Origin of the sequence: Oceanirhabdus sp. W0125-5 (genome assembly GCF_027938815.1) — a bacterium.
Taxonomy (GTDB): domain Bacteria; phylum Bacillota; class Clostridia; order Clostridiales; family Clostridiaceae; genus Oceanirhabdus.
Window position 1 is genome coordinate 4,549,707 of the sequence record NZ_CP115913.1, and the last position, 23,255, is coordinate 4,572,961.

A 23,255-nucleotide genomic window follows, 5' to 3' on the forward strand; every position below is an offset into this window, starting at 1 on the left:
AAATACCCAATCTCTTTTCACATGTATTATTATATCATGGACAGAACCCTATTACTTTTACTCTATACCAATAAACTTAAACTAATAAACTTAAACTAACTTTATTTACTCATTTTAAAATCTTGAGAAGGAAATCTTGAGGAATGTATGAAATATCTTTAATACAATAATATAGGTCAGGTACACATTCCCAAATTAGGTGTGTACCTGACCTCATTGATTTTCTTTACAATATACTATTTTTAATTTTCTATCCTTCTATTTCTTCAGTTAATCTTACAATCTCGTCAATTATATTTCCAATATGCTCTATAGTATCAAGTAACGGCTTATCCGTTGTTATATCAACTCCTGCCATTTTTGAAAGTTCCACTGGAGTCTTAGTTCCACCTGCTTTTAGAACCTCTCTCCAATCATCAACTGCTGGCTGTCCTTCTTTTATTATTCTCTTACTTACCTCTGTTGCTACAGTAAGTCCTGCACTATAAGTATATGGATAAAGTCCCATGTAGTAATGTGGCTGTCTCATCCAAGTAAGTTCTGCACCTTCTGTTATCTTTACATCATCTCCCCAGAACTTTTCAAGTACACTTCTCTTTAATTCATTAAGGGTACTAGCCTGAACACTTCCACCATTATCTATTATATTGTAAACTTCTCTTTGATAAGCAGCTTCTAAAAGATGCGTTACAAAGTTATGATAATAAGTACGTCCTATCATAGAAGATAATACCCATCTCTTAAATCTAGGTTCATCATTAACCTTCATAAGATGATTTGCCATTAACATTTCATTCATTGTAGATGGTGCTTCTATAAAATATAATGATGGTCTTGTATCAAAAATATTTTGAGTTTGTCCACATAAATGGAAGTGACCTGCATGACCAAGCTCATGAGCTAATACAAATACTTCTCTCATTTTCTCAGTCCATGATATTAAAATAAATGGGTGTACTGCATATGGTGATGCACAGAATGCCCCTGTAGATTTTCCTTTATTTTGTACAAAATCAATCCATCTCTCATCATAAGCTCTTTTGATCATCTCTAAATAATCTTCCCCTAGTACCCCTAAGGCTTCTTCTATGTATTTCTTAGATTCTTCTACTGTTATATTTGGCTCATAATCTGGATCAACAGCAAGCTTTAAATCCATAAAAGTCATTTCATCTATTTTATGAATCTTCTGAAGAAGCTTAGCGTACTTTCTCATATGAGGAGCTAACTTTTCCATTATTAAATCTATTTGTCTATTGTATAATTCTCTATCAACCTTCTGTGGAAATAACAGACTATCTATAACAGAATCAAATCCTCTAAGCGTTGCCATTGTTTTTTCTTTTTGTACTTGAGTTTGATATGCAGCTGCTACAGTATTCTGATATTCTCTTAATTTAGAAGAAAATGCCTCAAATGCAGCTCTACGTAATTTTGTATTATTTTCAAACTCCCATTCACCTTCAAAAAGACCAAAACTAAGAGGATGCTCTTCTCCATCTACAGTGAAGCTTTTAAAGTTCATATCTGTAAGTTTAGTTTTTCCGTATATTGTATACGGTGCTCCTAGAGTAGATGATAATGCTGCTAATACCCTTTCTGCCTCAGGATGAAGAGCGTGCTTCTTATCTCGCTTAATATCCTTCAAATAGTTGGCATTTTCTTTTGAGTTAGATATAGCCTCTTCTATAACTGCTTCATCTGCTTGGATAAGTTCACTATCTATAAAGCTAAGTCTACTAAATAAGTCTGATACAATGTTTGAAAACTTCATTGATCTTTCTTGATTTTCTCTATTTCCATAATCTACTGAAACTGACAGACTTGAATAAGAGCCTGCCTTATTTGCTACTTCATTTAACTTTTTCAACTTGTCCAAACACTCATTGATATTTTCTGCTGTGTAAAGCTTTCCTTTATACCCTTCCTCAATTTCTGAAGTAAGTTTTTTACACATTTCTACATCTGCATTATACTCTTCCTCTTTTGAATAAAAAGCAGATAGATCCCATGTAAGTGACTGATCTACATCTTTTCTTTCTTTTATAACCTTGCTCATTTTTATAACACCCCTTTTTATACTAATAAATGGTTAGAAAGTAACTTTGTATATTTTTGTTATTTACTCATCTTATTATAGTATAAAATGACACTATTTTCAAAATACTCTTAATCCAAAAAATGTCTGTGTACCAGGTCCACAGACATTTTTTTACAACCAACTCTTACTGTGAAAAATTTAATTGTGTTCTAGAGCGATTTTTTGTATCATAGGAGTACAGGCTTTAAAGCCTCTTTTACTAAAGAATATTTACAAAGGAGTAACTGAATGCAGTATTATTTTGCACCAATGCATGGAATTACGGAATACACCTATAGAAATTCTTATGATAAGATTTTTCATAATATTGATAAGTACTTTACACCCTTTATTGTTCCAAATAAAAGTAGGAATTATAAAACCAAAGATTTCATAGATGTTTTGCCTGAAAATAATAAAGGGGTGAATATAATCCCTCAAATCCTTACCAATGATTCAGATGGTTTTATTGCTACTTCTAGAAAACTACAGAGATTAGGGTATAATGAGGTTAACTTAAATTTAGGTTGTCCTTCTAAAATCGTTGTTTCAAAATATAAAGGCTCAGGATTTTTAGCAAAACGTGAAGAACTTGATAGGTTTTTAGATGAAATATATAAAATAGATGATATGAAGATTTCTGTAAAAACTAGGATAGGAAAAGACGATCCAGAGGAATTTTATGAGCTAATAAAGATTTTTAATAAATATCCTATGGAAGAATTGATTATTCATCCTAGAACACAGAAAGATTTTTATGGGAACAAGCCTAATTTAGAGGTATTTAAAGATGCACTATCTTTAAGTACTAATCCTATATGCTATAATGGTGATATTTTTACTGGTGAGGATTATAATAAATTTGTACAAGCTTTTCCTAAAGTAAAATCCGTGATGCTAGGAAGAGGGATACTTGCTAACCCTGGGTTAGTAAATGAGATAAAAAATAATATCCTTATAGATAAGAAATTATTCAAAGAATTTCATGATGAACTTTTAAATAACTATATAAAATTATGCAATGAAGATATGCATGTACTAATTAGAATGAAAGAACTGTGGGGGTATATGAGATACATATTTCCAAACAGTAAAGAATATCTTAAAGAAATAAAAAAATCACAAAAGGTAAGTGAGTACAGGGAAGCGGTTTTATGTTTGCTTACTGAACAGGAAATTGTGGAAGGTGCTGGATTATTTACTCAGGGTAACTGGGGTGTGTAGCAAATATTATAATTAACTGCAGATGAGAGGGAAAAAAATGAAAATAAGAGTACCAGATTATTTTAAAGACTTTGTATGTATAGCTTCACAGTGCGAGGATACCTGTTGTGCTGGTTGGGAAGTAGTAATCGATGATGAATCATATAAAAAATACCAGAAAGTAGAAGGAAAATTTGGTGAAATACTAAGAAGTGAGATAGTTGAAGATGATGAAGAATATATATTCAAATTAAAAGGTAATAACTGTCCATTTTTAAATGAAAGTAAACTGTGTGATATATATAAGGAGATTGGAGAAGATGGTCTTTGTTATACATGCAAACAGTATCCAAGATATACAGAAGAATTTGGGAATTTGCGTGAAATGGGATTATCATTATCATGTCCAGAAGTGGCACGAATAATATTAAGAGACAATAAAAAAATGAAGCTTGAGACAAGTGAAAATCCAGAGGAAGTTGCTTCATATAATGATATAAATGGTATGCTTTTTATAAATCTTTTGAGATGTAGAAAGGTTTTCATTGATATTCTTCAAAATCGTGAGATTGATTTAAATGCTCGAGCTTCTTTACTTCTTAAATTTGCTGATGAGATTCAAATGAAAATAGATGAAGATGATATAGATGCTATTGAAGTGATAAGAGAAAAATACTTAGATGATAGCTTTATAAATGAAGTTATTATGAGCCTAAATACGTACAAAGATGAAGAAGGTATCAAATACCAAAACATATATGAATTTATTAAAGTATTTAAGGAGTTAAAGCATATTCACCCTAATGACCCCTTAAATCTTGATGAGTTGGTGAGATGTTTTTGGCAAGAAGATTCAGAAGAACTATATATAGGTAAGCATGAAGCTTTCAATATATATTATGAAGAGAATATGTACAAGTTTGAGAAGCTATTAGTTTATTTTATATTTAGATATTTTATGAAGGGTGTTTTTGATTATGATGTCTCTGCAAAAGTAAAGCTGGCAGTAGTTAGTTATTTAATGATTAAGGAATTATTTGTGGTAAGATGGCTGAATAATGGTGAATTCACTGATGCGGATGCAGTAGATATAATTCATATGTATTCTAAAGATATTGAACATTTAGAGGAAAATTTAGATTCCTTGGGAGAAATTTTTAACCTTAATGAGGTATTTGACGTAGAGGAGCTTTTAATTATGTTGTCAACAAACTAACTCAGTCACTTACTTAGTTTATTGACAAAGTTACAATGTATTGTTTTCACTTTGTTTTCTATACTTTATAATTTAAATACCCTGAGCAACAAAAACTGAAACAGTTTTTGTTGCTTCAATTTTACTTAGTATCTATAATTTCCAAAATTTTAACATTTAATTCACTTTCTGAAATAAGCATTTTTAATAGTGAGTGGGAAAGTAATGATAACATTATAATAAATATTAGAGACTCTATCTTAGTATCTTCTTTTAAAAAAATAAGTGGTAGCTGCAATGGTCCTTTTATTAAACTAAAATCTTTTTCATAGATATTTCTTTGCTTATAGGTATAAAAAATCTCTTCATTTGTTAAAGTATGATTATTTGTTGCAATGATGTATTTTCCATCTAATTTTGACTCTTCATCAATTATTTTTTGATTAATAGAATACTTTAACATAAAATTTCCTTCTCTATTTTGAGTTATAGCAACATCTACATATTTAGCACCTTTAACATTCCTTGCTAATTTCGTTACTTTTTTTTCTATAGTATCAAGCTTTTTATATATTGTTTTATTCAACTTCAGTTCAAAATCATTAATTGACTTGATATAGCTTTTTATAAATTTATCTCTTGTTTTCTTATCATGCAAAGCTTTTGATTCACTGAAATATACTAAAACAGTTTCTTCCACAGTTTTATTATTATATGTAAATTGGTAAGAAGTTCGATAAGCCTTAAATAATCCATGATCTCTTTTTGTATTTAGTAAAACATATTTAATATCTTCGATTTCTTTTATAAACTCACATAATTTATCTGTAAGTTTTAACATTCCTAAATAATCTACATCTTTTCTATTACTATATCCTAATATTATTTTATCATCCAACATCGCTCTATCTACAACAATAGTAGCTTTATCTTTTTTTGTTTTAAATTGAGTTATAGACTTCTCGACTATTGCCATGTTTTCTGCTTTATTTGATTCATGTGCTGTATTCCCTTTGAATATAGAATAACTTAAGGGAATACCCTCTAAGTTTGAATTAACACCTAGTTCTATATGTTTTTTATAGAATCGTTTATTTCTGCTTAAACCAGATGCATTTAATTCTGATTTAGTATATTCACCTTCAAAATAACTTGAAGTTATATCATTAAATAAAGTATCAAATGATAGATTATATTTTTTTATAGCTGTATTTATAATTTCATTCCATATATCTTCTAAATGCGGATTAATCACATCAAGAAACTCACATATCCTATCATCATTCATAGAACTTTCAGGTATTTCATGAATATCACCTATAAATTTTTTTTCATGAGCCCACTTCGCAACATTGTACATAGGTTTAGGTGCGATTAATCTATTTAGACATAATATCTCAGCAACTTGTCCATTATCTAAATTTTTATACTTATTTTCACCCCCTTTTTCCTTCAATATTTTATTAACTGATTTTTCAATATTTAACCTATCTATTATACGTTTCAATAAAACTACATCCCCTGGTGATTTGTTAATAGTTTGACTATTGTTTTTAGTTATTTGATTTTTATATTTACATTCTGAATTCATGTACTCCACCTCAAATTGAGAATATTTATAGATATCTCTTTAGATAATCAGCATCCACGACACCAATATATATTATATGACATCATATTCCATGATACGACATTATAATTATTATATATTAATTTTCTAAATATTGCAACATCTTCAACATTATATTGCATTTTTTTGTGAAATAATAAACACTTTTTATATATTCTCAAATAATTAAAGCAACAAAAATGGCAATCTTTGATTGCCATTTTTGTTGCTTTAATTATTTATGGTAAATTTATTTCATTTTCATCCAATTTTGAGTTACTCTTCTTATCAAATTATCTGCAGTATCACGATTAAGAGGCATAACTGATCTCAAGTGCCATTTTATCCAAAGCTTCCAGTGAACCAGCATATATAGGTTTCACGTTTCCTGAAGCACCTTGTGTTATCATTACCTTGCAACAATACTTTTCTTCAAGTGATTTCCTTGTAACCCCAACAAAATCAGAAGATATAACTACCCTATTTTAGACAATGCATGGTGTACAAACAATGCAGAGCGGCTGTAACTTCATAATAAACACCTCAATTTTATTTTAAAATATCCTTGGAAACATTACACCATCAGATAATCTGCTTATAATGTTATTAGCTGTTTCATCAATATATGCTGATATTTTATTATTTGAAATATAGATAGGCTCTGAAACTTCATTTTCCTTATTTATATATTTTTCTATTACCCAATCTATTCCTCGACTTATTTCTTCTTCAGTAATAAAGTCATGAACACTATGTAGTTCAACATCTTTTAATAAAGTGCATATCTCTTTTAGTTCATTATTATCTTCTAAAAGTCTAAAATCATGAGAGTCTAAGTCATAAAAAATCTTGTCGCGAAATAATATATCAGTTGGTACTATACCCAATTTATGCATGTCCATAACAAAATCAGGTCTAACTTTAAGCAAAAACCTTTCATCTGAAAGTATATGTACCACATATCCTCTATACAAGTCATTAATATTGCTCTCTTTAGACATATTATCATTTATAAAATTAGTGACCCTATTATAAAAGGTTGAAAGGTTTTCTTTCTTATTAAAATCAAGGTCTGCAATGTTATCTCTCATGTGGGAGTGTTTTTTATCTGCTCTTACAACTCCTTCTCTCATACGAATTAAATCTGGAGCAATTGAACCTGCATAAAACAGACCTTTATCTTTAATTATTCCATCAGGTAATGTATTTATTATTCTATTAGCAATTTCTAAATGTGTAATAATACCTGCCATATTATCCCTCCGTTTAAATGAATTTTTATTAACTATTATTAACACACAAATTTCATCTGGATAAAATCTCCTTCTGAAAGTTGTTAACTTAAGCAGCTATGCAGTGCCTTAAAAAAAGCTAAGTTGCTCCACCTTCTCCTTTTCTTCAAAGGTATGCATATACTTGAAAAGTTCATTAACATTATATACAATCCCCTTTTCCTTGCAAGTATATTTGAAAATATCCATCAAGGCTTTATTATTGTCACTAATAATCTCGTATCTGTATCCGTACTTTTTATGATATTTTTCCTTTAGTCCTGGAAAATACTTATCTAGCTTAGCATAAAAATATTCTCTGTTTCCTTCTCTTAAGGTTAACCCCATGTTAAAGCATAAAATACCATAAACTTTAGCTTCAATGCAGTAATCAAGAATGCCTCTTAGGTTTTCTTCTGTGTCATTTATAAAGGGCAAAATTGGATCTAACCAAACCACAGTAGGTATTTTATTATCTCTCATTACCTTTAATACCTCAAAACGCTCTTTTGTACTACTTACATTAGGCTCAATTATTTTACATAGGTCTTCATCATAAGTTGTTAGTGTCATCTGTACCACACATTTAGTCTTTTCATTTATACTTTTCAGTAAATCAAGATCCCTAAGAATACGATTTGATTTAGTCTGAATACTAAGACCAAAATCGTATTTATCTATTATTTCAAGAGCTTTTCTGGTGTGCATTAACTGTTCCTCTAGGTGTATATATGGATCACTCATAGCACCAGTACCAATCATACACTTTTTTCTTTTTCTCTTAAGTGCGTCTTCCAGTAGTATCAATGCATTGCTTTTAACCTCTATGTCTTCAAAATCATGATTCATATTATAGCACCTACTTCTGCTATCACAATAAATACATCCATGTGTGCAACCACGATATATATTCATACCATTCTTTGGTGATAAAATTCCCTTCACTTCTTTATAGTGCATGTTAATATATCCTTTCTGTTTCATTATTACTCATATTCTCTGCCTATTCTTTTGTTTCATTAATTTTATCCCACTCAGTTTTTTTATACTTTATGTGTTTTAACATTATGTTAGTCCAATCTTTATCATATTCTCTATACAGCTGTTCTTCCGCCCATTTTTTTATATTCTTATGGTCTGGATGATTCTCATCATGATAAACATTGTGGATATAATAAATACTTATTTCCATTATACAGCATTTATATATCATATCTCCAATATTTTAGTACATTGCTTTTTTATATAAAATCTCCTTGTTTAGGTATCTCCATCTATTGGATAAGCATCAAGCCCTATACTAAGATAAACCTCAATATTTTAAAACAACACTTTTCCTATAACCTACAACCTTTTAAACAATTAACTTATCAACTAGAAAGAATGGAGATTGAATCTGGAGGAAGCAAATTATTTCGCATAAAACTAATACTTAGAAACTTTGGCGGTAACTTTATCTTGTTACTTCCATTAGGAATGTTCTCTCCTATGATCTTTAAGAAAGTTAACACTATATTTAAAGCATTATTACTTGGCTTTTTAACATCATTGGCTATTGAGTTAACTGAAATACTAGAAGTATTACTTAATATTTCACGTTGGGGCATAGCCTTTGATATAGATGATATCATATTAAACACTTTAGGTGCAGCAATAGGTTATTTGGTATATAAAATATTTGCTACACTACTTCAGAAGTTTAAATAAAATACCATAACCACGCAAAGGGCTGTCATTAGACAACCCTTTGTTCTTAAATCACTTATTCTCACCTAAAATTCTTATTTCTCTGTCTTTTATATTTATTTTATAAATCACAGACTTGTTAGTTTCATTCTGCCAGTTAAGCATATATACTTCATCTTCAAAAACATTAACTGCAGTTATTTTTCCACTAAACAAGAATTCTGTTTCTTTAGTATCTAAATTCAACATACTCAGCTTGTCATCATTAGTGTACAGTAAATACTTCTGTCCATTATCTTCATAAATATTGCAAATATGACCATCAACTAGTTCCTCAAAATTTGTACCATCTGATTTCACTCTGCAAATTCCTAATTCACTACTTACTGCATTAAAATATCCACCTCTATTAGTATTTAAATTTTCAAAGTATATCCATCCATCATCTACTATAAAGTGTGTTGTTGCAATAAATTTTCCTGAATCTTTAATCAAAATTTCGGATTTATTGCTGCCGTTCAAATCGATTCTAAACAATTTCCCCTCAGTTTGACTGCAATAATATAAGTAATTTGAATCGTACTGCATATCGTTTATACTGTCTTTAACTAATCTTTTTTTCTTGGAACCATCTAAACTTATTCTATATAATCCATCTTCTTTATCACATTTTAAATCAAGTATATTTGCATATATATGATTATCAATAACTATGCTCTGATGAGTATTTATATCTGTAATTTCCTGCCTATTATCGGGATTATTTATCTCTAGTCTCATAAGTTTTAGTCCGTTTTTAAAGTCTCTATAGTATAAATAGTCCTGATATATGTTTAAACTCATACCATAGGTACCAGTATAAGTCTCTTTAATGTTTCCATCATATCTAGAAATTGAATTAGAATTTTCTCCATCTTGATAATAAATATTACCTTCTTCATCTTTCACTATAAAGCTAAATTCCCCTGCATTTATAGAATCAGTACCAAAACTATGATTATCTGATATATAATTTGTACATCCACACAACAATAATGAAAGAATTATAATTACACTTATATATTTTACTCTCATAAAATTCCCCTTTTTCATTTATCATCTATCCATTTTTCATAAATAATTTCTTTCAACATAAGAAAATCACCTCTACCATTGATAGAACTACATAACTCCTTTTTTATCTTTTTATCCTCATACGAATAACAAAAGTTCTCCACAATATCATATTCCCTAATATCATCTGCAATAGGAACAAGTATATATTCATCATCATTCTCAATAATGTCTACGGCTGCCTGAAAATCATCCTCCTAATGTTTATCAGCTTCGTTAATTTTGTCCCACTCAGTTTTTTTATACTTTATATGTTTTAACATTATATTGGTCCATTCATTATCATATTCTCTATATCGCTGTTCTTCAGCCCATTTTTTTATATTCTCATAGTCTGGATGATTCTCATCATGATAAACTTTAAAGAATTCATAATATCCTAAAACACCACCCACATCTTCTGGTGGTGCAGTTTCCGCACCATCAATAAGTGTTGGATACCCATAGTAATAATCTTCAATTATTTCTTCTAAAGTAATAAGCATACGCCAATCATCCCCAAAATCATATCTATAGTTAAGCTTCTCGTATTTCTCTATGTATTTATCAATTTTAATACTTTGAGGTTTTCTTATTGTTGTATTAAGATGCTTTGCTATAATTCCAAAAGGATCCTTTTTCTTATCTAGTTTTACTTTTTTATATTTTGATTTAATTATCTTATTTTCATCGTATGCTTCGCTATCATTTGTAATCTTCATCTTTTCTTCACTCAAATTAAACTCAAATAAGTGACAAGGTTCATCTGGATATCCACTTTGAAAATTCGTCACAGTTTGTATAGTATCATGCAACCTATTAAATGTAGCACCAGCAGGCATGATAACCTCTCTCCAAATTAGTGGTTCTGTTCCTATAAACTCTATTTTTATTTTATAAGCTTTCATAAATTATCCTCCTGTAACTTTAAATAACAAATACTATTGCTACTACTAGTGTATATTTTAATCTTAATAAGTTCAAATTAAATATTAACTGTTTATTGCTTAATCATTGGTTTTTCATATTTATTTAATAAAAGAACCCCATGTATCATCAAAACACACATGAAGTTCCTCTTATAAATTTCAAATAGTTTACTCTTCTCTCAATCTCTTTACTTCCTCTATTGAAATACCTACCTTTACTGAAATTGTTTCATCATCTAGAATATCCAATAATTTTCTAGCAACCTCTACCTTTGCTTGTTCAATTCCTTGTTCAATTCCTTGTTCAATTCCTTGTTCAATTCCTTGCTCAATTCCTTGTTCAATTCCTTGCTCAATTCCTCTTTCAATTCCTCTTTTTAGACCTCGTTCCTCTGCTTTACGTTCTTTTTCCTCAAAAAAAGCAGCTGTTGACCTTGCATCTAACCAAGCCTTTTCCCTTGCATAATATTCTTGTTGCTTAATTTCATCTGCACTTAACTTCTTTAATCTATCAGCAGCCAACCTATACACCTCCTCTTCACCTGCCATTTCAATAAGTTCATCCTTTCTATTCTCCGCTGCATATTCTATAAATCTTAACCATTTATCAAGTGTTGTTTTATCTTTATTTTCTAATTTATATTTTGGCAATTCGATATAATGTATTTCCAAATCATCAACTAACAGAAACTCTTGATCTTTTTCCTTAACCTTGAATATATTATGGTAATTATCATTCTCCTTGAAAAGCTTAAAATCTAATAAACTTATTACAACACATTTCTTTAAATTTATATACTTACCAGCATTTGATATAGTTTCTCCATATAACCTACTCCAGTAGTACAATGATCTCTTTCTGAAGTCATTCATCTCATTAATTTGAACCTCTATATCATACAACTAAATACTTTTTGTTAATCTTTTCTCCTCATACATCCTTGTATCTGCTATATTCATAACCCGTTCTAGAGTGTCTCCATCTATTGGATAAGCAGCAAGCCCTATACTAAGAAAAACCTCCATGTCTATATTTTCATAATTAAATCTAAAAGTGGATTCTTCTCTTATTATTCTATCAACATTTTCCATATCTTTCAGATCTTTAATTCCTGGAACCAAGATTAAAAATTCATCCCCACCAAGTCTAAATAATCTTTTTTCTTTTATTCCAATAGCTTTTAATCTCTTTGAAAATTCAATCAAAACTAAGTCTCCTACTTTGTGTCCATAATTATCATTTATTTTTTTAAAGTCATTAATATCTATTAAGAATATGCCAATCAATTTATTGTTTGCTTCTGCTTTTTTTAATACACTCTGATAATAATATTCTAAAGCATGTCTGTTGTATAGTCCCGTTAATTGATCATTCATGGCTTGATAGTTTAACTGATACCTTGTATATAAAATTATATATAAAAAGAATCCTATTATAGCGCTTACTAGTATCGCTAACACTTTCAAAATCAGAATTTTGCTTTCATATTCTTCCCATCCATCCAAAGGTTCTATAACAACCTCCCATACATTGTTAAATACTTCTATTTCTAGAGTTACACCCTCTCTATTGATTATTTCACCATCACCATAAAATGGTGATAATAAAAAATCCTCTTTATTGTAAATAGCTACATTGAGATTTACTTCTTTTGCTATTTTATCTATATGTTTAAGATATTTATCTGCATCTAAAACAACACTAATCTGTCCCCAGTATTTTCCTTCAATGACAATTGGTAAACGTGCAATGAATCCTACTCCTCCTTGTACTAAATCAATGGGACCTGTAAACATGCCCTTTAAGGATTCTTTAACCTTTAGTACCTCATCTTTCTGTCTAGGCATAGTTGTTAAATCTACACCTATAGCTTTTTCATTGTCTTGTATTGGATAATTCCATATAATTGTAGTTTCCTTAATAATCGCTATGTTTCTTATAAGAGTTGCTTTTTTTGATAATAACTGCTCTAAATATCTATTTGTATCTTCTTCTGATATATTTGGATTTGTTTTTATATATGCCATATATCCTTCTAGTAAATTTATACTATCACTTATTGTAGCATGAGTTTCAGATTGAAATCTTAGGAATCTTTCCAATACCTCTAATCTTTCCCTGTTTTTATCCCTATTTTCTATAATATCAATACCTAGAAAAAATAATGTACCAACTACAATACATGTTAAAATCCCTATACACAAAGAGTATATAAACTCTTGCTTCTTTATCTTAATATTCAATATAATTCCTCCATATTTTTTTACCAACTTAATAAATTAAGCGAAAGTGATTTTATTCACTAAAATCAAACAAATTTTGTATGTAAAATGATGAATCATTATTATATACCTAATTAAAATATTACTATATCCATAGGAATTTTGCACTGATTTTTTCACGTAACCAAGACGGTCAGATTATAGCAAAATAGTATCCTGTATCACCAAAAACATTTTTGTGTCTTCGAATTCCTAAAGTAACAAATAAAATGAAAAAGAATACTATTATTATATAGTTAAATTTTCTATCTTAGATATATCCGAATACTACAATTACCATATTATTATTTAACAAAGGAGTACACAAATGTTTAATGAAAAAGTCATATTAATAACTGGTGGTACAGGTTCTTTTGGTCAAAACTTCACAAAACGACTTCTAAAAACATATAATCCTAAGAAAATAATTATTTTTTCTAGAGATGAATATAAGCAAGATTTATTCAGAAAATATTTAACTATTAATATGAAAGATAAAGTTAGTAAAGTAAGATTTTTTATAGGAGATGTACGAGATAAAAGTAGACTTCTTCGTGCTTTTGATGGTGTTGATTATGTAATTCATGCTGCAGCAATGAAACAAGTACCTGCATGTGAATATAATCCAATTGAGGCTATAAAGACCAATGTATATGGAGCTGAAAATATTATTGATGCCGCTTTAGATAGAGGCGTAAAAAAAGTTATAGCATTATCCACTGATAAGGCTGTAAATCCAGTTAATTTGTATGGTGGAACAAAGTTAGTATCAGATAAGCTTTTTATATCTGCTAATGCATATTCAAGACCAACTAAAACCATTTTTTCAATAGTTAGATATGGAAATGTATCCGGAAGCAGAGGTTCTGTTATTCCTTACTTCAAGAATCTAATAACTCAAGGATATACTGAACTACCAATAACAGATTACGAAATGACTAGATTTTGGATAAGCTTAGATGAAGGTATAGACCTTGTAATAAAGGCTATTAAAGAATCTGTAGGTGGTGAAATATATATTTCAAAAATTCCATCTTTTAAGATTGTAGATTTAGCTTACGCAATGCTTCCTAACGCAACTACAAAAGAAGTTGGTATAAGAGAAGGAGAAAAGTTACACGAGGTAATGATAAGTAAAGAGGACTCAAGGTATACTTATGAATATGATAATTATTATATAATATATCCAAATTTTGATTGGTTGGATATATCAAAATACTCAAAAGAAGGTGGCGTTCCTTTGCCTTATGGATTTGAGTATAGTTCAGGAAACAATAAGCATTGGCTCAATGTTGAAGATCTACAAAAAGAGCTTCATAGTCTAAATTTATTATAGATTAGTTATTTTTTAATTATCTCACTGAATAGTTAAAAAATAACACCTAATACTAAAGCGATTATAATAGTGGATTTTACTGGACAAGTAGCTGATTTAGATAAAATAAATGAGGTTGCTAAAAAAAATAATTTAATTGTAATAGAAGATGCCTCCCATGCATTTGGTACAAAATATAAAGGAAGGGCTGTGGGTACAGTATCTCACATGACAACCTTTAGCTTTCATCCAGTTAAGACAATTACAACATATGACTGATGATGATTTAAATCATGTAGTAGAAGCTGTAAATAAAGTATTAAACTATTATAGAGTTTAAGAATGTTCAATAAATTGCTCTGCTATAGAGATTCAAATTTCACTATGGAATCTCTATAATCTAGCATTTGGTCTATTGTGAATTAGTAGAGCTTATTGTTTAGACAAATTTTTATTTTTTATAATCAAAACTACCATAATTTAAATACTATAATAATATACAGTTGTATATAAAAGTTTGGTGATTAAATGACAAGCTACAAAACCATTAATTTTAATATTTCTGGATCAGAATTAGTAAAAAAAACATGTTTAAACTTTGAGTTTGAGGAATTAAACCAAACTTTATTAAAAGGTTTAGTGGTTAACAGCGATAATCAGGGGCTAGAAAATGCCGGTATTGAAATTATCTCTATAAATACAACTACAAATACAGAAATATCTCTTGGTATAACGTTTTGTGATGAAAACGGAGAATTTGGCGTTTCATTACCTTCTAGACCTTATTTGCAGTATAAACTCAATGTATACTCAGGGTTATATGAGTAAGGAGGACGATTATTGTGATGATAGATTGTAATCCAAGTGTAAATTCTAACACACAAAATTGCAATTGTGTTGTAGAAAGGATGTATACAATAGAATATACAAATGATGAATATTTACTAAAAGGAACTGTAATCGATAAATGCTCTATTCCAGTAGAAAATGCTATTGTACTACTAACTGTTCATTATAATGATGATTATTCACCCTATCAAAAGGATCTCGGTTATGTAAAAACAAACTCTAAAGGACAATTTTGCATATCTTTAAAAAATGATTGTGATATAGAGTACTCAATAACTATATTTAATCCACTAGTACCAATTTGTTAGAAAGAAATTTTCACCTTGTTCCATAGCTAAAAGGAGGATATTTATATGCTTTTTTTTAAAAAAACAAAGCGTGCAGATGAAAAAAAATTAAAAATTAGTAAAATTACAATAAATGGACAAGAATCAAGTAATATATTAACCGCAGAAGACATGAAAAATGGCCAGCCTGTAAACATTAAAATAGCTGTTGAAATTAACAATACAGACACCAAGAAAAATAAAGATAACAAGAAAAAATGCAGATTTAGAATAAAACTATGATCAAGGAAGATATAAATAGTAATTCAAACTGTAATCCAATTGTTGAAAAATCGTATGTTATAAACACATGCTCAACATTAAAATTAATAAAAGGATATGTAAAATCTCCTTCTGGAAGCCCATATCCATTTGCCGCATTGGAAATAATAGAATATAATTCAAAAGATGATGTGTATAAACATTTAGGAATTACAGTAACTAATGAATTAGGAGCGTATGGCTTGTTGCTAGATATAAATCCTAATAATATTTATACATTTAATGTATATTCTTCCCTAGGCCCATTAGAATAGCAAAATGTATATAAATTTATTGAGGATAGACTTTGATTTTGATAGGTTCATTTAATTTTATAGTCAAAAATCAAATCTTAATTCGTACCAAAATAATAAAACATGAATAATATGTAGTATGTTATTAATTAAATTATTAATAACTGGTAACTAAGGAAAAGGAGATGTTTATTTATGCCTTCTTATAGACCAGGAACTAGATTAGTGACATCAACAGTAAATGCAAGTACAACAACAGCCGCCTCCTTAGCATTATCGGATTGGAATAGAACTATTGTTATAGGTACTGTTACAGATGGTTCTGGAAACCTTTTAACTAATGCTGGGGTAGAAGTAAAAAGAAGAGCTTCAGCTTCAGGGGCTTCCACTTATTTGGGAGTTGTTTTTACAGATACCAATGGAGAATATGGAGTATCTCTTCCTATACTTTCTGGAACACAGGTTTATGCATTTGAAGTAACTACGCCAGTATCATAATACTAAAATATTTAAAAAGTAGGAACACTCAGGTGTTCTTACTTAATTTAAAGCACAATAAAATAAATAATAAGTCAATAATGTTTAATATCTAAACTAATACTCAAGTATGAATTCATTCTTAATTATAGGAGAGTGGTTATGAATTTTAATAATTTTTTTAAATTTTTAGATGAGTTAAGGTATGATTCAACTATATTTATATTAGGAATTGATAATTATTTAGAATCCCTTTCATCTATTATTACCGATAAAAATAAAGTATTTATTTTTGAAGTTGATGAAGATGTTTATAATGATTATATAGATAAAATAAATACTGATAATATTAAATTAAGTTTATTTAGTGAAGAAAATATAAATAATATCTTAAGTGAAAATATTAAAACTAGAAACTTTCTTAATATATTTGCTAACCATTTAGAAGAATATGAATCTAAGTACCCCGTTCAAACCAAGTTGTTTTATGGGTCAATTGACTATTATTATTATAAAGCACAAGTTTTTGTAAGTACCTTTAAAACTTTCAAAGAACTTTATTTTAAAAATTTCATTTCAAATGTAAATCATATATACACTAGTACCTGTTTTGATAATCTTCTAGATTATTATAAAAATATCCCAGCTCTCATAATATCTGCTGGTCCTTCCTTAGATGAAAACATGAAAACACTTATCAAATATAAAAATAGACTAAAAAACTTTCTCATTATTTGTGGAAATAGAACTTTAAAACCTTTAGTAGAAGCAGATATTATACCAGACTTTGTAGTATCTGTTGACCCCCAAGAATTAACCTTTAATATGATTAAGGACTATAATTATTTAAATATTCCTTTAATATTTTTTGAGCATAGCAATAGTAAGTTAGTAGATAATTATAAGGGACCAAAAATATTTTCAACAATGGGAAGTTTTTGTAATATAAAAGGGTTAAAGAACATGCTTTTATGTTTTTCAGGTGGCTCTGTTGCCCATCCCATGACTCATATAGCTTGTTGTTTAGGATGTACAGATGTAATTTTCTTAGGACAAGATTTCGCCTATAAAGACAATAAACCCCATAGCGATTGTTCAACATTTGATTCAAAAGAGAATACCAGAACAGAAAAAATAGGTAGTCTCAAAATTAAAGATGTATTTGGTAAAGATATATATACTGATAATTTATTATATATTTATAAGCTAGCTATGGAACTTTTTATAGAAAAAGTTAAGGGCGACTTTAATTTCATTAATAGTTCTAAAGGGGCTCATATTATAGGAAGTATCTATAAACCATTAGAAAAGGTTTTGCAAAATCATAATTATAATTTAGAAAAACCTAATTTTAATGATGTTGAAGATACAATAAAACCTACCATAGAGTTAGAAAAATATATTTTAGGTTTAAGAGGAATGTTAGAACAATATATAGGTAAGTTCACAATTCATAAAAAGATTTTAATAGAAATAACAAAAGGTAAACACTCAATCGCTGAAGGAACAACTTATTTTTATAAGATGACAGATGATTTAAATAATTTCTTAAATAGTAATGATACTATAGTATTTAGAGGTTATATCGAAGAATTTTTATTTGAAGTTAAAGAGAGGTATTTTAAAGTTTTGGTTAAAGATTACCCAGTATTAAGTAAAAACTTAATGTATCAAAGTTCAATTTTCAAGAATTATATAGATGATTTAATTACACTTTTAATAGAAATTCATTCCGAAATTTAAGGGATAAATTAAAAGCGCAAGACATTATTATATTTTGCGCTTTATTAGCACATGTCATATTGGCCTTTAAATTTCATCAAGTTGAAGATATGATTCTACAAGGTTACAATTCCCTTCACTAAATCTTCAATACCATTTTTATTAATATATTTTATCAACTTATTATTTAATTCTATTCTATTTTCTACATTAAAATCTTTATTTATAATATATAATATTTTATCTTTTTCTAAGGTATGATACCAACCTAAATTATAAATAAGACCTTCCTGACTCATCTTTTTAGCTATATTTTCTTGGTTATCTGCTATTATTATACCTAATGTTGGAATTCCTAACACAGCAAGTTCATATAAAGTACTTCCACATGCTGAAATCGCTAAATCACATTTTTTAATCCACCATCTGCTCTTATTGCAATTTTCATAATATCACCTATTTATTTAATATACTCCCATTTTAATGGTGTTCCTTTTTTATAATCTTCTTTAAATCTCTTTCCTATAACATCATAATAATATTTAGGCGCTAATCCATACCCAGGCCTTATGGATCTTAAATTCTCCCTTTTTATTTCCTCTCCTGCTTTAACATCCTCAACTATAAATAAAGACCTTGAAAATTCTCTATTTTTTAATGTTTTATTACTTAAAGTATAATTTATACTTCCTAATGCAACCTCAACCTCACGAACACTTTTAATCATTTCTTTTAATTCATCTAAATCTAATGAAAATGCAGCATCAGGTCCACCAATCTTTTTATCTAATATAAAATGTTTTTCTATAACTTTAGCACCTATTGCAACAGATGCTACAGGTACCGTAGTTCCCATTGAATGGTCTGACAATCCAGCTACCACATTAAAAGTTTCACTTAAATTAGGAATAGTCTTTAAATTCATTTCCTCTAAAGGAGCTGGATATGCACTAGTACACTTCAATAAAATTATATTATTATTACCCATTCTTTTACACGCTTCTACTGCTTCCTGTATTTCTTGTATTGTAGCTATTCCTGTTGATAAAATCATAGGTTTAGCTTTTGATGCAGCATACTCAATTAAGGGTATATCAGTTATTTCAAAAGAAGCTATTTTATATGCTGGAACATTTAATTTTTCTAGATAATCTACAGCTGAAAAATCAAATGGAGTTGAAAAACATATTATATCCAATGAATTAGCATAATCAAATATTTCTTTATGCCATTCCCATGGCATATACGCTTCCTTATATAAATCATATAAATATCTTCCATCCCATAAGGTTCCTTGTTTAATCTTAAAGTAATCATTATTACAATCAATTGTTAAAGTATCCGCTGTATATGTTTGCAATTTTATTGCATCTGCTCCAGCTTCTTTAGCTGCTCTAACCATCTTTTTTACAATTTCTATATCATGTCCATGGTTAGCTGATACTTCTGCTATTATAAATACAGGATTATCGTTACCAATTAATTTATTTCCTATTTTAATAGCTTTCATTTCTATCTCCTTATGATATTTCTATTTTTCTTGTAAATCGAAATATACTTCATCAACTACTCTAACACCAATTCCCTTAGAATACTTAGTTTTGTACTTAATCTCAATATTTTCATTATCTACTAACTCCAACCACCATATTACATCTTTAAATCCAAAATGATCTCTAAAAGCTACCGTACTGGAAATTCTCGGATTAACTTCAAAGGGTATATACTCTCCATTGCATTTTCTCATTTGCACATTAATAGATCCTTTTAATTGTGTTTTTTCTGCAATCTTCTTACCTAAAGCCATTATTTTCTCATCATTAATTAACTGAACAAATTTACTTAAACTTCCATATCCTAAAATCCTTCTAAAAGCTATACAGTTAACATTCTTCCCATCAGAGAATACAGCCATAGTATACTCTTCGTCTTCATTTCCTATAAACTCTTGCACTAATGCATCTTTCTTTTCTTTAGTATATTGTTCTAGCTCTCTATCACAATTAACAATATATACTCCTTTTCCCCCTCTAGAGGATTTCTCCTTTATAATAACTGGGTACTGGAATTCATTATTATACTGATCTAAAGGAATAGTTTTAGGATAAGAAATTTGATTTTCCATAAAGAACTCTATTGTTTTATATTTATCTAAAAATGTACTTGTAATAAATTGATTATTTATTACAACCTTAACTTCTTTAAATAACTTTTCTATTTTTTTATCTGTAAATAACTTTATTTCATACTCAGTTATAGGTATTATATGAGATATCTTTTCTTCTCTAACTACAAATTTAATAAAATCAATATATCTATCCCCTTCTGATACTCTAGGCGCTACATAGAACTTATCTACAAAAGCTTTTCCTCCCCCATAATAATCAATATCACATCCAATTACTTTGTCATTAGTTCTTCTTTTAATGCACTTAACTACACTTTGTCCAATATCTCCACCAACACCAGTAACCAAAATCACCCTATTATTATTACTCATCACTATCCCTCCTAAACAATACCTCTTTCAAATAAATATTATCCGGATCATTATTTCTAATTTCCTCTAACAATAATTTTTTATTATAAAAAATTGTTTTATATTCTACAGTATCATTTTCTAAATCAATAATACAGTAACTGGGTTCTTTTCCGTCTCTAGGTTGTCCCAATGAACCTGGATTTACCCATCGTGTATTTCCAATTTTCTCATTCATTCTATAATGAGTATGACCAAATAGCACATAATCTACATTTATAATCTCTGATAATTCACCAACTTTATCTGGGTATATTCTTCCATTTATAAAATTGTCAATACTGCCATGAACTAGTATTATACGCCTATTTACGATTGTAATATCAACCTTTTCTTTTTGCTTTCTGAGATATTCACTTATAAAAGTATCTTTACTACATAAAATATAACTTCTACCGTACTTATTAGACAATTTTATTAAATCATCCTCATTATTATTAGCATCTAAATACATCTTGTCATGATTTCCTAAAACGCTTATTAACTTATCTATAGATGCTAATTTTCTTACTATATAGGATTGATTATAATAATACCCCATTATATCTCCTGTGAAAAAAATATATTCTGAATCAATCTTTTTAATCTCATCTAAAAAACAATCAAATGCATACCTATTACCATGTATATCTCCAAATATTACTATTTTCATCTTTATTCCTCATTATACATAGAAATTTTTTCATAACTGTTGCTAGCTTTCCAATTTTGAACATATGTCATTAAAATTTTATTAGCTACTTCTTTGGGTGAAACTAAAAGATTTTTTTCTTTAAATTCTCTAAAATCCTTTAAATACTTAAATTCTTTATCTTTTTTTTCTACACTTCTAATCTCTCTTTGCATATTTGTATCCATAACTCCAGGATCCACAGAAACAATTTTATAATGCCTCTTTTCCTGAGCTAATGTCTCAAGAAAAATATTAATTGATGCTTTTGATGTAGAATACAGTGACCAACCTGGAAGCGGTTTATAAGCTACACCTGAACTAATATTTATAATTCTAAAATCGCAATTCTTTTTTTGAACTTCCTTTACCAATTCTTTAATTAGCATACAAGGCCAAACCAAATTAACATTAAAGCTAGTTAGTAGTTGATCATTTGTAATGTTTTCAACAAATTCTATGGGATTTACTACCCCTGCGCAATTTATAAAGATGACTTCATCATTATTGGTAATTTTTCGAAATACATCTTTCATTAACTTCTCTAATACATCTATATCCAGTTTACTAAAATCTACTTCATATAGTTTGGCACTCTTTACAACTGACTGGATTCTATGAATTTTTCTTCCTAATAAATATAATTTACCTATATTAAGTTCATGAAATAATCTTATAAGTTCATTGCCTAATCCATTGGTAACTCCAGTAACAACAAAACTTCTCATAATTCTCACCTATTTTTACTCACTAAATTTTTTTTGAATTATTTTCTGATTAATAGCAAATATTTTTGGATTACTATTATATAAATTTATTACATCTTGTAACCCAAAACACTTATTTTCCTTATACAATTTTTCATACACCTTTGTAATTACATTTAAATCTTCTTCAGTATCTAATGTAACTCTAATATTTGAGTAATCTACATCACTCTTATACACCTGAACCTTAAACTTATCTTTATTACAGTATATATATGGTGTAACATGTTCTCTTTCAAACTTTTCTTTTGCATTATTATAAGCTATCTCCAAAACCTTAAATGAAAACACTTCTACATCATAGCCCCTTGGAAAAGATAATTCTAAAGTGTTATTTATATAATCTAAATTTCCTTCTAAAAACTCTATTTTAAATTTATTAATTATCTCATCTATTAAAATTGGATCTATGCAGGGACAATCACTAGTCACCCTTACTACAATATGAGCTTGAGTTTCTTTTGCTGCATAATAATATCTTTCTAAAACATCAAGTTCAGAACCTCTATAATACCTTACCCCTAGATTCTTGGCTTCTTCAACTATAGCATTATCTCTATTCTCAATTGTAGTTGCTATAACTATTTCATCAATGTTCTTTGCTTTTCTTAATCTATAAATATCATGTTCTAGTACAGATTTATCAACAATTTTTTTTAATACTTTGCCAGGTAATCTACTTGATCCCATTCTTGCTTGTATTATACATACTACTTTCATATTAGCCTGCCTTCTATATTAATTAATT

The 23,255-nt window shown here is 28.5% G+C and carries 26 protein-coding genes and 1 pseudogene; 11 read left to right on the plus strand and 16 right to left on the minus strand.

Annotated features, from left to right (window positions below; all coding sequences use genetic code 11):
* Nucleotides 1–250: 250 nt before the first annotated feature.
* Nucleotides 251–2,059 (minus strand): oligoendopeptidase F, encoded by a 1,809-nt coding sequence (gene pepF / locus OW730_RS21270; RefSeq protein ID WP_271226056.1) that lies wholly within the window; start codon nucleotides 2,057–2,059, stop codon nucleotides 251–253.
* A gap of 270 nt (nucleotides 2,060–2,329) precedes the next feature.
* Between pepF and OW730_RS21275 the strand changes: the two genes are divergently transcribed.
* Nucleotides 2,330–3,304, plus strand: coding sequence for a tRNA dihydrouridine synthase (locus OW730_RS21275; RefSeq protein WP_271226057.1), 975 nt, complete (start codon nucleotides 2,330–2,332; stop codon nucleotides 3,302–3,304).
* 37 nt (nucleotides 3,305–3,341) lie between these two features.
* Nucleotides 3,342–4,499 carry a flagellin lysine-N-methylase gene (gene fliB, locus OW730_RS21280; protein WP_271226058.1) on the plus strand — a complete coding sequence of 386 codons (1,158 nt, stop codon included), beginning with the start codon at nucleotides 3,342–3,344 and terminating at the stop codon, nucleotides 4,497–4,499.
* 121 nt (nucleotides 4,500–4,620) lie between these two features.
* Here the strand turns inward: fliB and OW730_RS21285 are convergent, their stop codons facing one another.
* From OW730_RS21285 to OW730_RS21300, 4 genes are all read right to left on the minus strand, one after another.
* Nucleotides 4,621–6,069: an IS1634 family transposase gene (locus OW730_RS21285; RefSeq protein ID WP_271226059.1), complete on the minus strand. Its 1,449-nt coding sequence runs from the start codon at nucleotides 6,067–6,069 to the stop codon at nucleotides 4,621–4,623.
* 572 nt (nucleotides 6,070–6,641) lie between these two features.
* On the minus strand, nucleotides 6,642–7,340 hold the full coding sequence (locus OW730_RS21290; RefSeq protein ID WP_271226060.1) for a zinc dependent phospholipase C family protein: 699 nt from the start codon (nucleotides 7,338–7,340) through the stop codon (nucleotides 6,642–6,644).
* Nucleotides 7,341–7,448: 108 nt separating this feature from the next.
* Entirely contained in the window at nucleotides 7,449–8,318 is an 870-nt protein-coding gene (locus OW730_RS21295; protein ID WP_271229613.1) for an SPL family radical SAM protein, read from the minus strand.
* 43 nt (nucleotides 8,319–8,361) lie between these two features.
* The gene (locus OW730_RS21300; RefSeq protein WP_271226061.1) at nucleotides 8,362–8,550 is read right to left on the minus strand and encodes a hypothetical protein; all 189 of its coding nucleotides are present in this window, start codon (nucleotides 8,548–8,550) and stop codon (nucleotides 8,362–8,364) included.
* Nucleotides 8,551–8,591: 41 nt separating this feature from the next.
* Between OW730_RS21300 and OW730_RS21305 the strand changes: the two genes are divergently transcribed.
* A complete protein-coding gene (locus OW730_RS21305; protein ID WP_271226062.1) occupies nucleotides 8,592–9,065 on the plus strand; it encodes a VanZ family protein in 474 nt (157 codons plus the stop codon).
* Between the two features lie 51 nt (nucleotides 9,066–9,116).
* Here the strand turns inward: OW730_RS21305 and OW730_RS21310 are convergent, their stop codons facing one another.
* The 5 genes from OW730_RS21310 to OW730_RS21330 form a co-directional block, all read right to left on the minus strand.
* Nucleotides 9,117–10,118 (minus strand): DUF5050 domain-containing protein, encoded by a 1,002-nt coding sequence (locus OW730_RS21310; RefSeq protein WP_271226063.1) that lies wholly within the window; start codon nucleotides 10,116–10,118, stop codon nucleotides 9,117–9,119.
* A 14-nt stretch (nucleotides 10,119–10,132) separates the two neighbouring features.
* Nucleotides 10,133–10,261, minus strand: coding sequence for a hypothetical protein (locus OW730_RS21315; RefSeq protein ID WP_271226064.1), 129 nt, complete (start codon nucleotides 10,259–10,261; stop codon nucleotides 10,133–10,135).
* A 93-nt stretch (nucleotides 10,262–10,354) separates the two neighbouring features.
* Complete coding sequence (locus OW730_RS21320) at nucleotides 10,355–11,044, minus strand: plasmid pRiA4b ORF-3 family protein (protein ID WP_271226065.1); 690 nt, start codon at nucleotides 11,042–11,044, stop codon at nucleotides 10,355–10,357.
* A 189-nt stretch (nucleotides 11,045–11,233) separates the two neighbouring features.
* On the minus strand, nucleotides 11,234–11,968 hold the full coding sequence (locus OW730_RS21325) for an Rpn family recombination-promoting nuclease/putative transposase (protein ID WP_271226066.1): 735 nt from the start codon (nucleotides 11,966–11,968) through the stop codon (nucleotides 11,234–11,236).
* Nucleotides 11,969–13,309: a diguanylate cyclase domain-containing protein gene (locus tag OW730_RS21330; RefSeq protein WP_271226067.1), complete on the minus strand. Its 1,341-nt coding sequence runs from the start codon at nucleotides 13,307–13,309 to the stop codon at nucleotides 11,969–11,971.
* 346 nt (nucleotides 13,310–13,655) lie between these two features.
* Here OW730_RS21330 and pseB point away from each other — a divergent pair, with 346 nt between their 5' ends.
* The 8 genes from pseB to OW730_RS21370 all read left to right on the plus strand — a co-directional run bounded on the left by pseB (nucleotide 13,656) and on the right by OW730_RS21370 (nucleotide 18,552).
* The gene (gene pseB / locus OW730_RS21335) at nucleotides 13,656–14,663 is read left to right on the plus strand and encodes a UDP-N-acetylglucosamine 4,6-dehydratase (inverting) (RefSeq protein WP_271226068.1); all 1,008 of its coding nucleotides are present in this window, start codon (nucleotides 13,656–13,658) and stop codon (nucleotides 14,661–14,663) included.
* A 69-nt stretch (nucleotides 14,664–14,732) separates the two neighbouring features.
* The gene (locus OW730_RS21340; protein WP_333781234.1) at nucleotides 14,733–14,921 is read left to right on the plus strand and encodes a DegT/DnrJ/EryC1/StrS family aminotransferase; all 189 of its coding nucleotides are present in this window, start codon (nucleotides 14,733–14,735) and stop codon (nucleotides 14,919–14,921) included.
* A 249-nt stretch (nucleotides 14,922–15,170) separates the two neighbouring features.
* Nucleotides 15,171–15,470 carry a hypothetical protein gene (locus OW730_RS21345; protein WP_271226069.1) on the plus strand — a complete coding sequence of 100 codons (300 nt, stop codon included), beginning with the start codon at nucleotides 15,171–15,173 and terminating at the stop codon, nucleotides 15,468–15,470.
* Between the two features lie 14 nt (nucleotides 15,471–15,484).
* Complete coding sequence (locus OW730_RS21350) at nucleotides 15,485–15,799, plus strand: hypothetical protein (protein WP_271226070.1); 315 nt, start codon at nucleotides 15,485–15,487, stop codon at nucleotides 15,797–15,799.
* 45 nt (nucleotides 15,800–15,844) lie between these two features.
* Nucleotides 15,845–16,060, plus strand: coding sequence for a hypothetical protein (locus tag OW730_RS21355; RefSeq protein ID WP_271226071.1), 216 nt, complete (start codon nucleotides 15,845–15,847; stop codon nucleotides 16,058–16,060).
* On the plus strand, nucleotides 16,057–16,353 hold the full coding sequence (locus OW730_RS21360; protein ID WP_271226072.1) for a hypothetical protein: 297 nt from the start codon (nucleotides 16,057–16,059) through the stop codon (nucleotides 16,351–16,353). Before OW730_RS21355 ends, OW730_RS21360 begins: the two co-directional genes overlap by 4 nt.
* A 174-nt stretch (nucleotides 16,354–16,527) precedes the next feature.
* The gene (locus OW730_RS21365) at nucleotides 16,528–16,830 is read left to right on the plus strand and encodes a hypothetical protein (protein ID WP_271226073.1); all 303 of its coding nucleotides are present in this window, start codon (nucleotides 16,528–16,530) and stop codon (nucleotides 16,828–16,830) included.
* A 141-nt stretch (nucleotides 16,831–16,971) separates the two neighbouring features.
* Nucleotides 16,972–18,552, plus strand: a complete 1,581-nt coding sequence (locus tag OW730_RS21370) for a motility associated factor glycosyltransferase family protein (protein WP_271226074.1) — start codon at nucleotides 16,972–16,974, stop codon at nucleotides 18,550–18,552.
* A 95-nt stretch (nucleotides 18,553–18,647) separates the two neighbouring features.
* Here the strand turns inward: OW730_RS21370 and OW730_RS21375 are convergent.
* The 6 genes and pseudogenes from OW730_RS21375 to OW730_RS21400 all read right to left on the minus strand — a co-directional run.
* Nucleotides 18,648–18,950 (minus strand): annotated as a pseudogene (locus tag OW730_RS21375) (UDP-2,4-diacetamido-2,4,6-trideoxy-beta-L-altropyranose hydrolase); the annotation flags it as partial.
* A 41-nt stretch (nucleotides 18,951–18,991) separates the two neighbouring features.
* A complete protein-coding gene (gene pseI, locus OW730_RS21380; RefSeq protein ID WP_271226076.1) occupies nucleotides 18,992–20,041 on the minus strand; it encodes a pseudaminic acid synthase in 1,050 nt (349 codons plus the stop codon).
* Nucleotides 20,042–20,062: 21 nt separating this feature from the next.
* Complete coding sequence (locus OW730_RS21385; RefSeq protein WP_271226077.1) at nucleotides 20,063–21,031, minus strand: ATP-grasp domain-containing protein; 969 nt, start codon at nucleotides 21,029–21,031, stop codon at nucleotides 20,063–20,065.
* On the minus strand, nucleotides 21,024–21,722 hold the full coding sequence (locus OW730_RS21390; protein WP_271226078.1) for a metallophosphoesterase family protein: 699 nt from the start codon (nucleotides 21,720–21,722) through the stop codon (nucleotides 21,024–21,026). The genes OW730_RS21385 and OW730_RS21390 overlap by 8 nt, the downstream gene beginning before the upstream one ends.
* A gap of 2 nt (nucleotides 21,723–21,724) precedes the next feature.
* On the minus strand, nucleotides 21,725–22,468 hold the full coding sequence (locus OW730_RS21395) for an SDR family NAD(P)-dependent oxidoreductase (protein ID WP_271226079.1): 744 nt from the start codon (nucleotides 22,466–22,468) through the stop codon (nucleotides 21,725–21,727).
* A 15-nt stretch (nucleotides 22,469–22,483) separates the two neighbouring features.
* Nucleotides 22,484–23,227, minus strand: coding sequence for a glycosyltransferase family protein (locus OW730_RS21400; RefSeq protein WP_271226080.1), 744 nt, complete (start codon nucleotides 23,225–23,227; stop codon nucleotides 22,484–22,486).
* Nucleotides 23,228–23,255 lie beyond the last annotated feature (28 nt).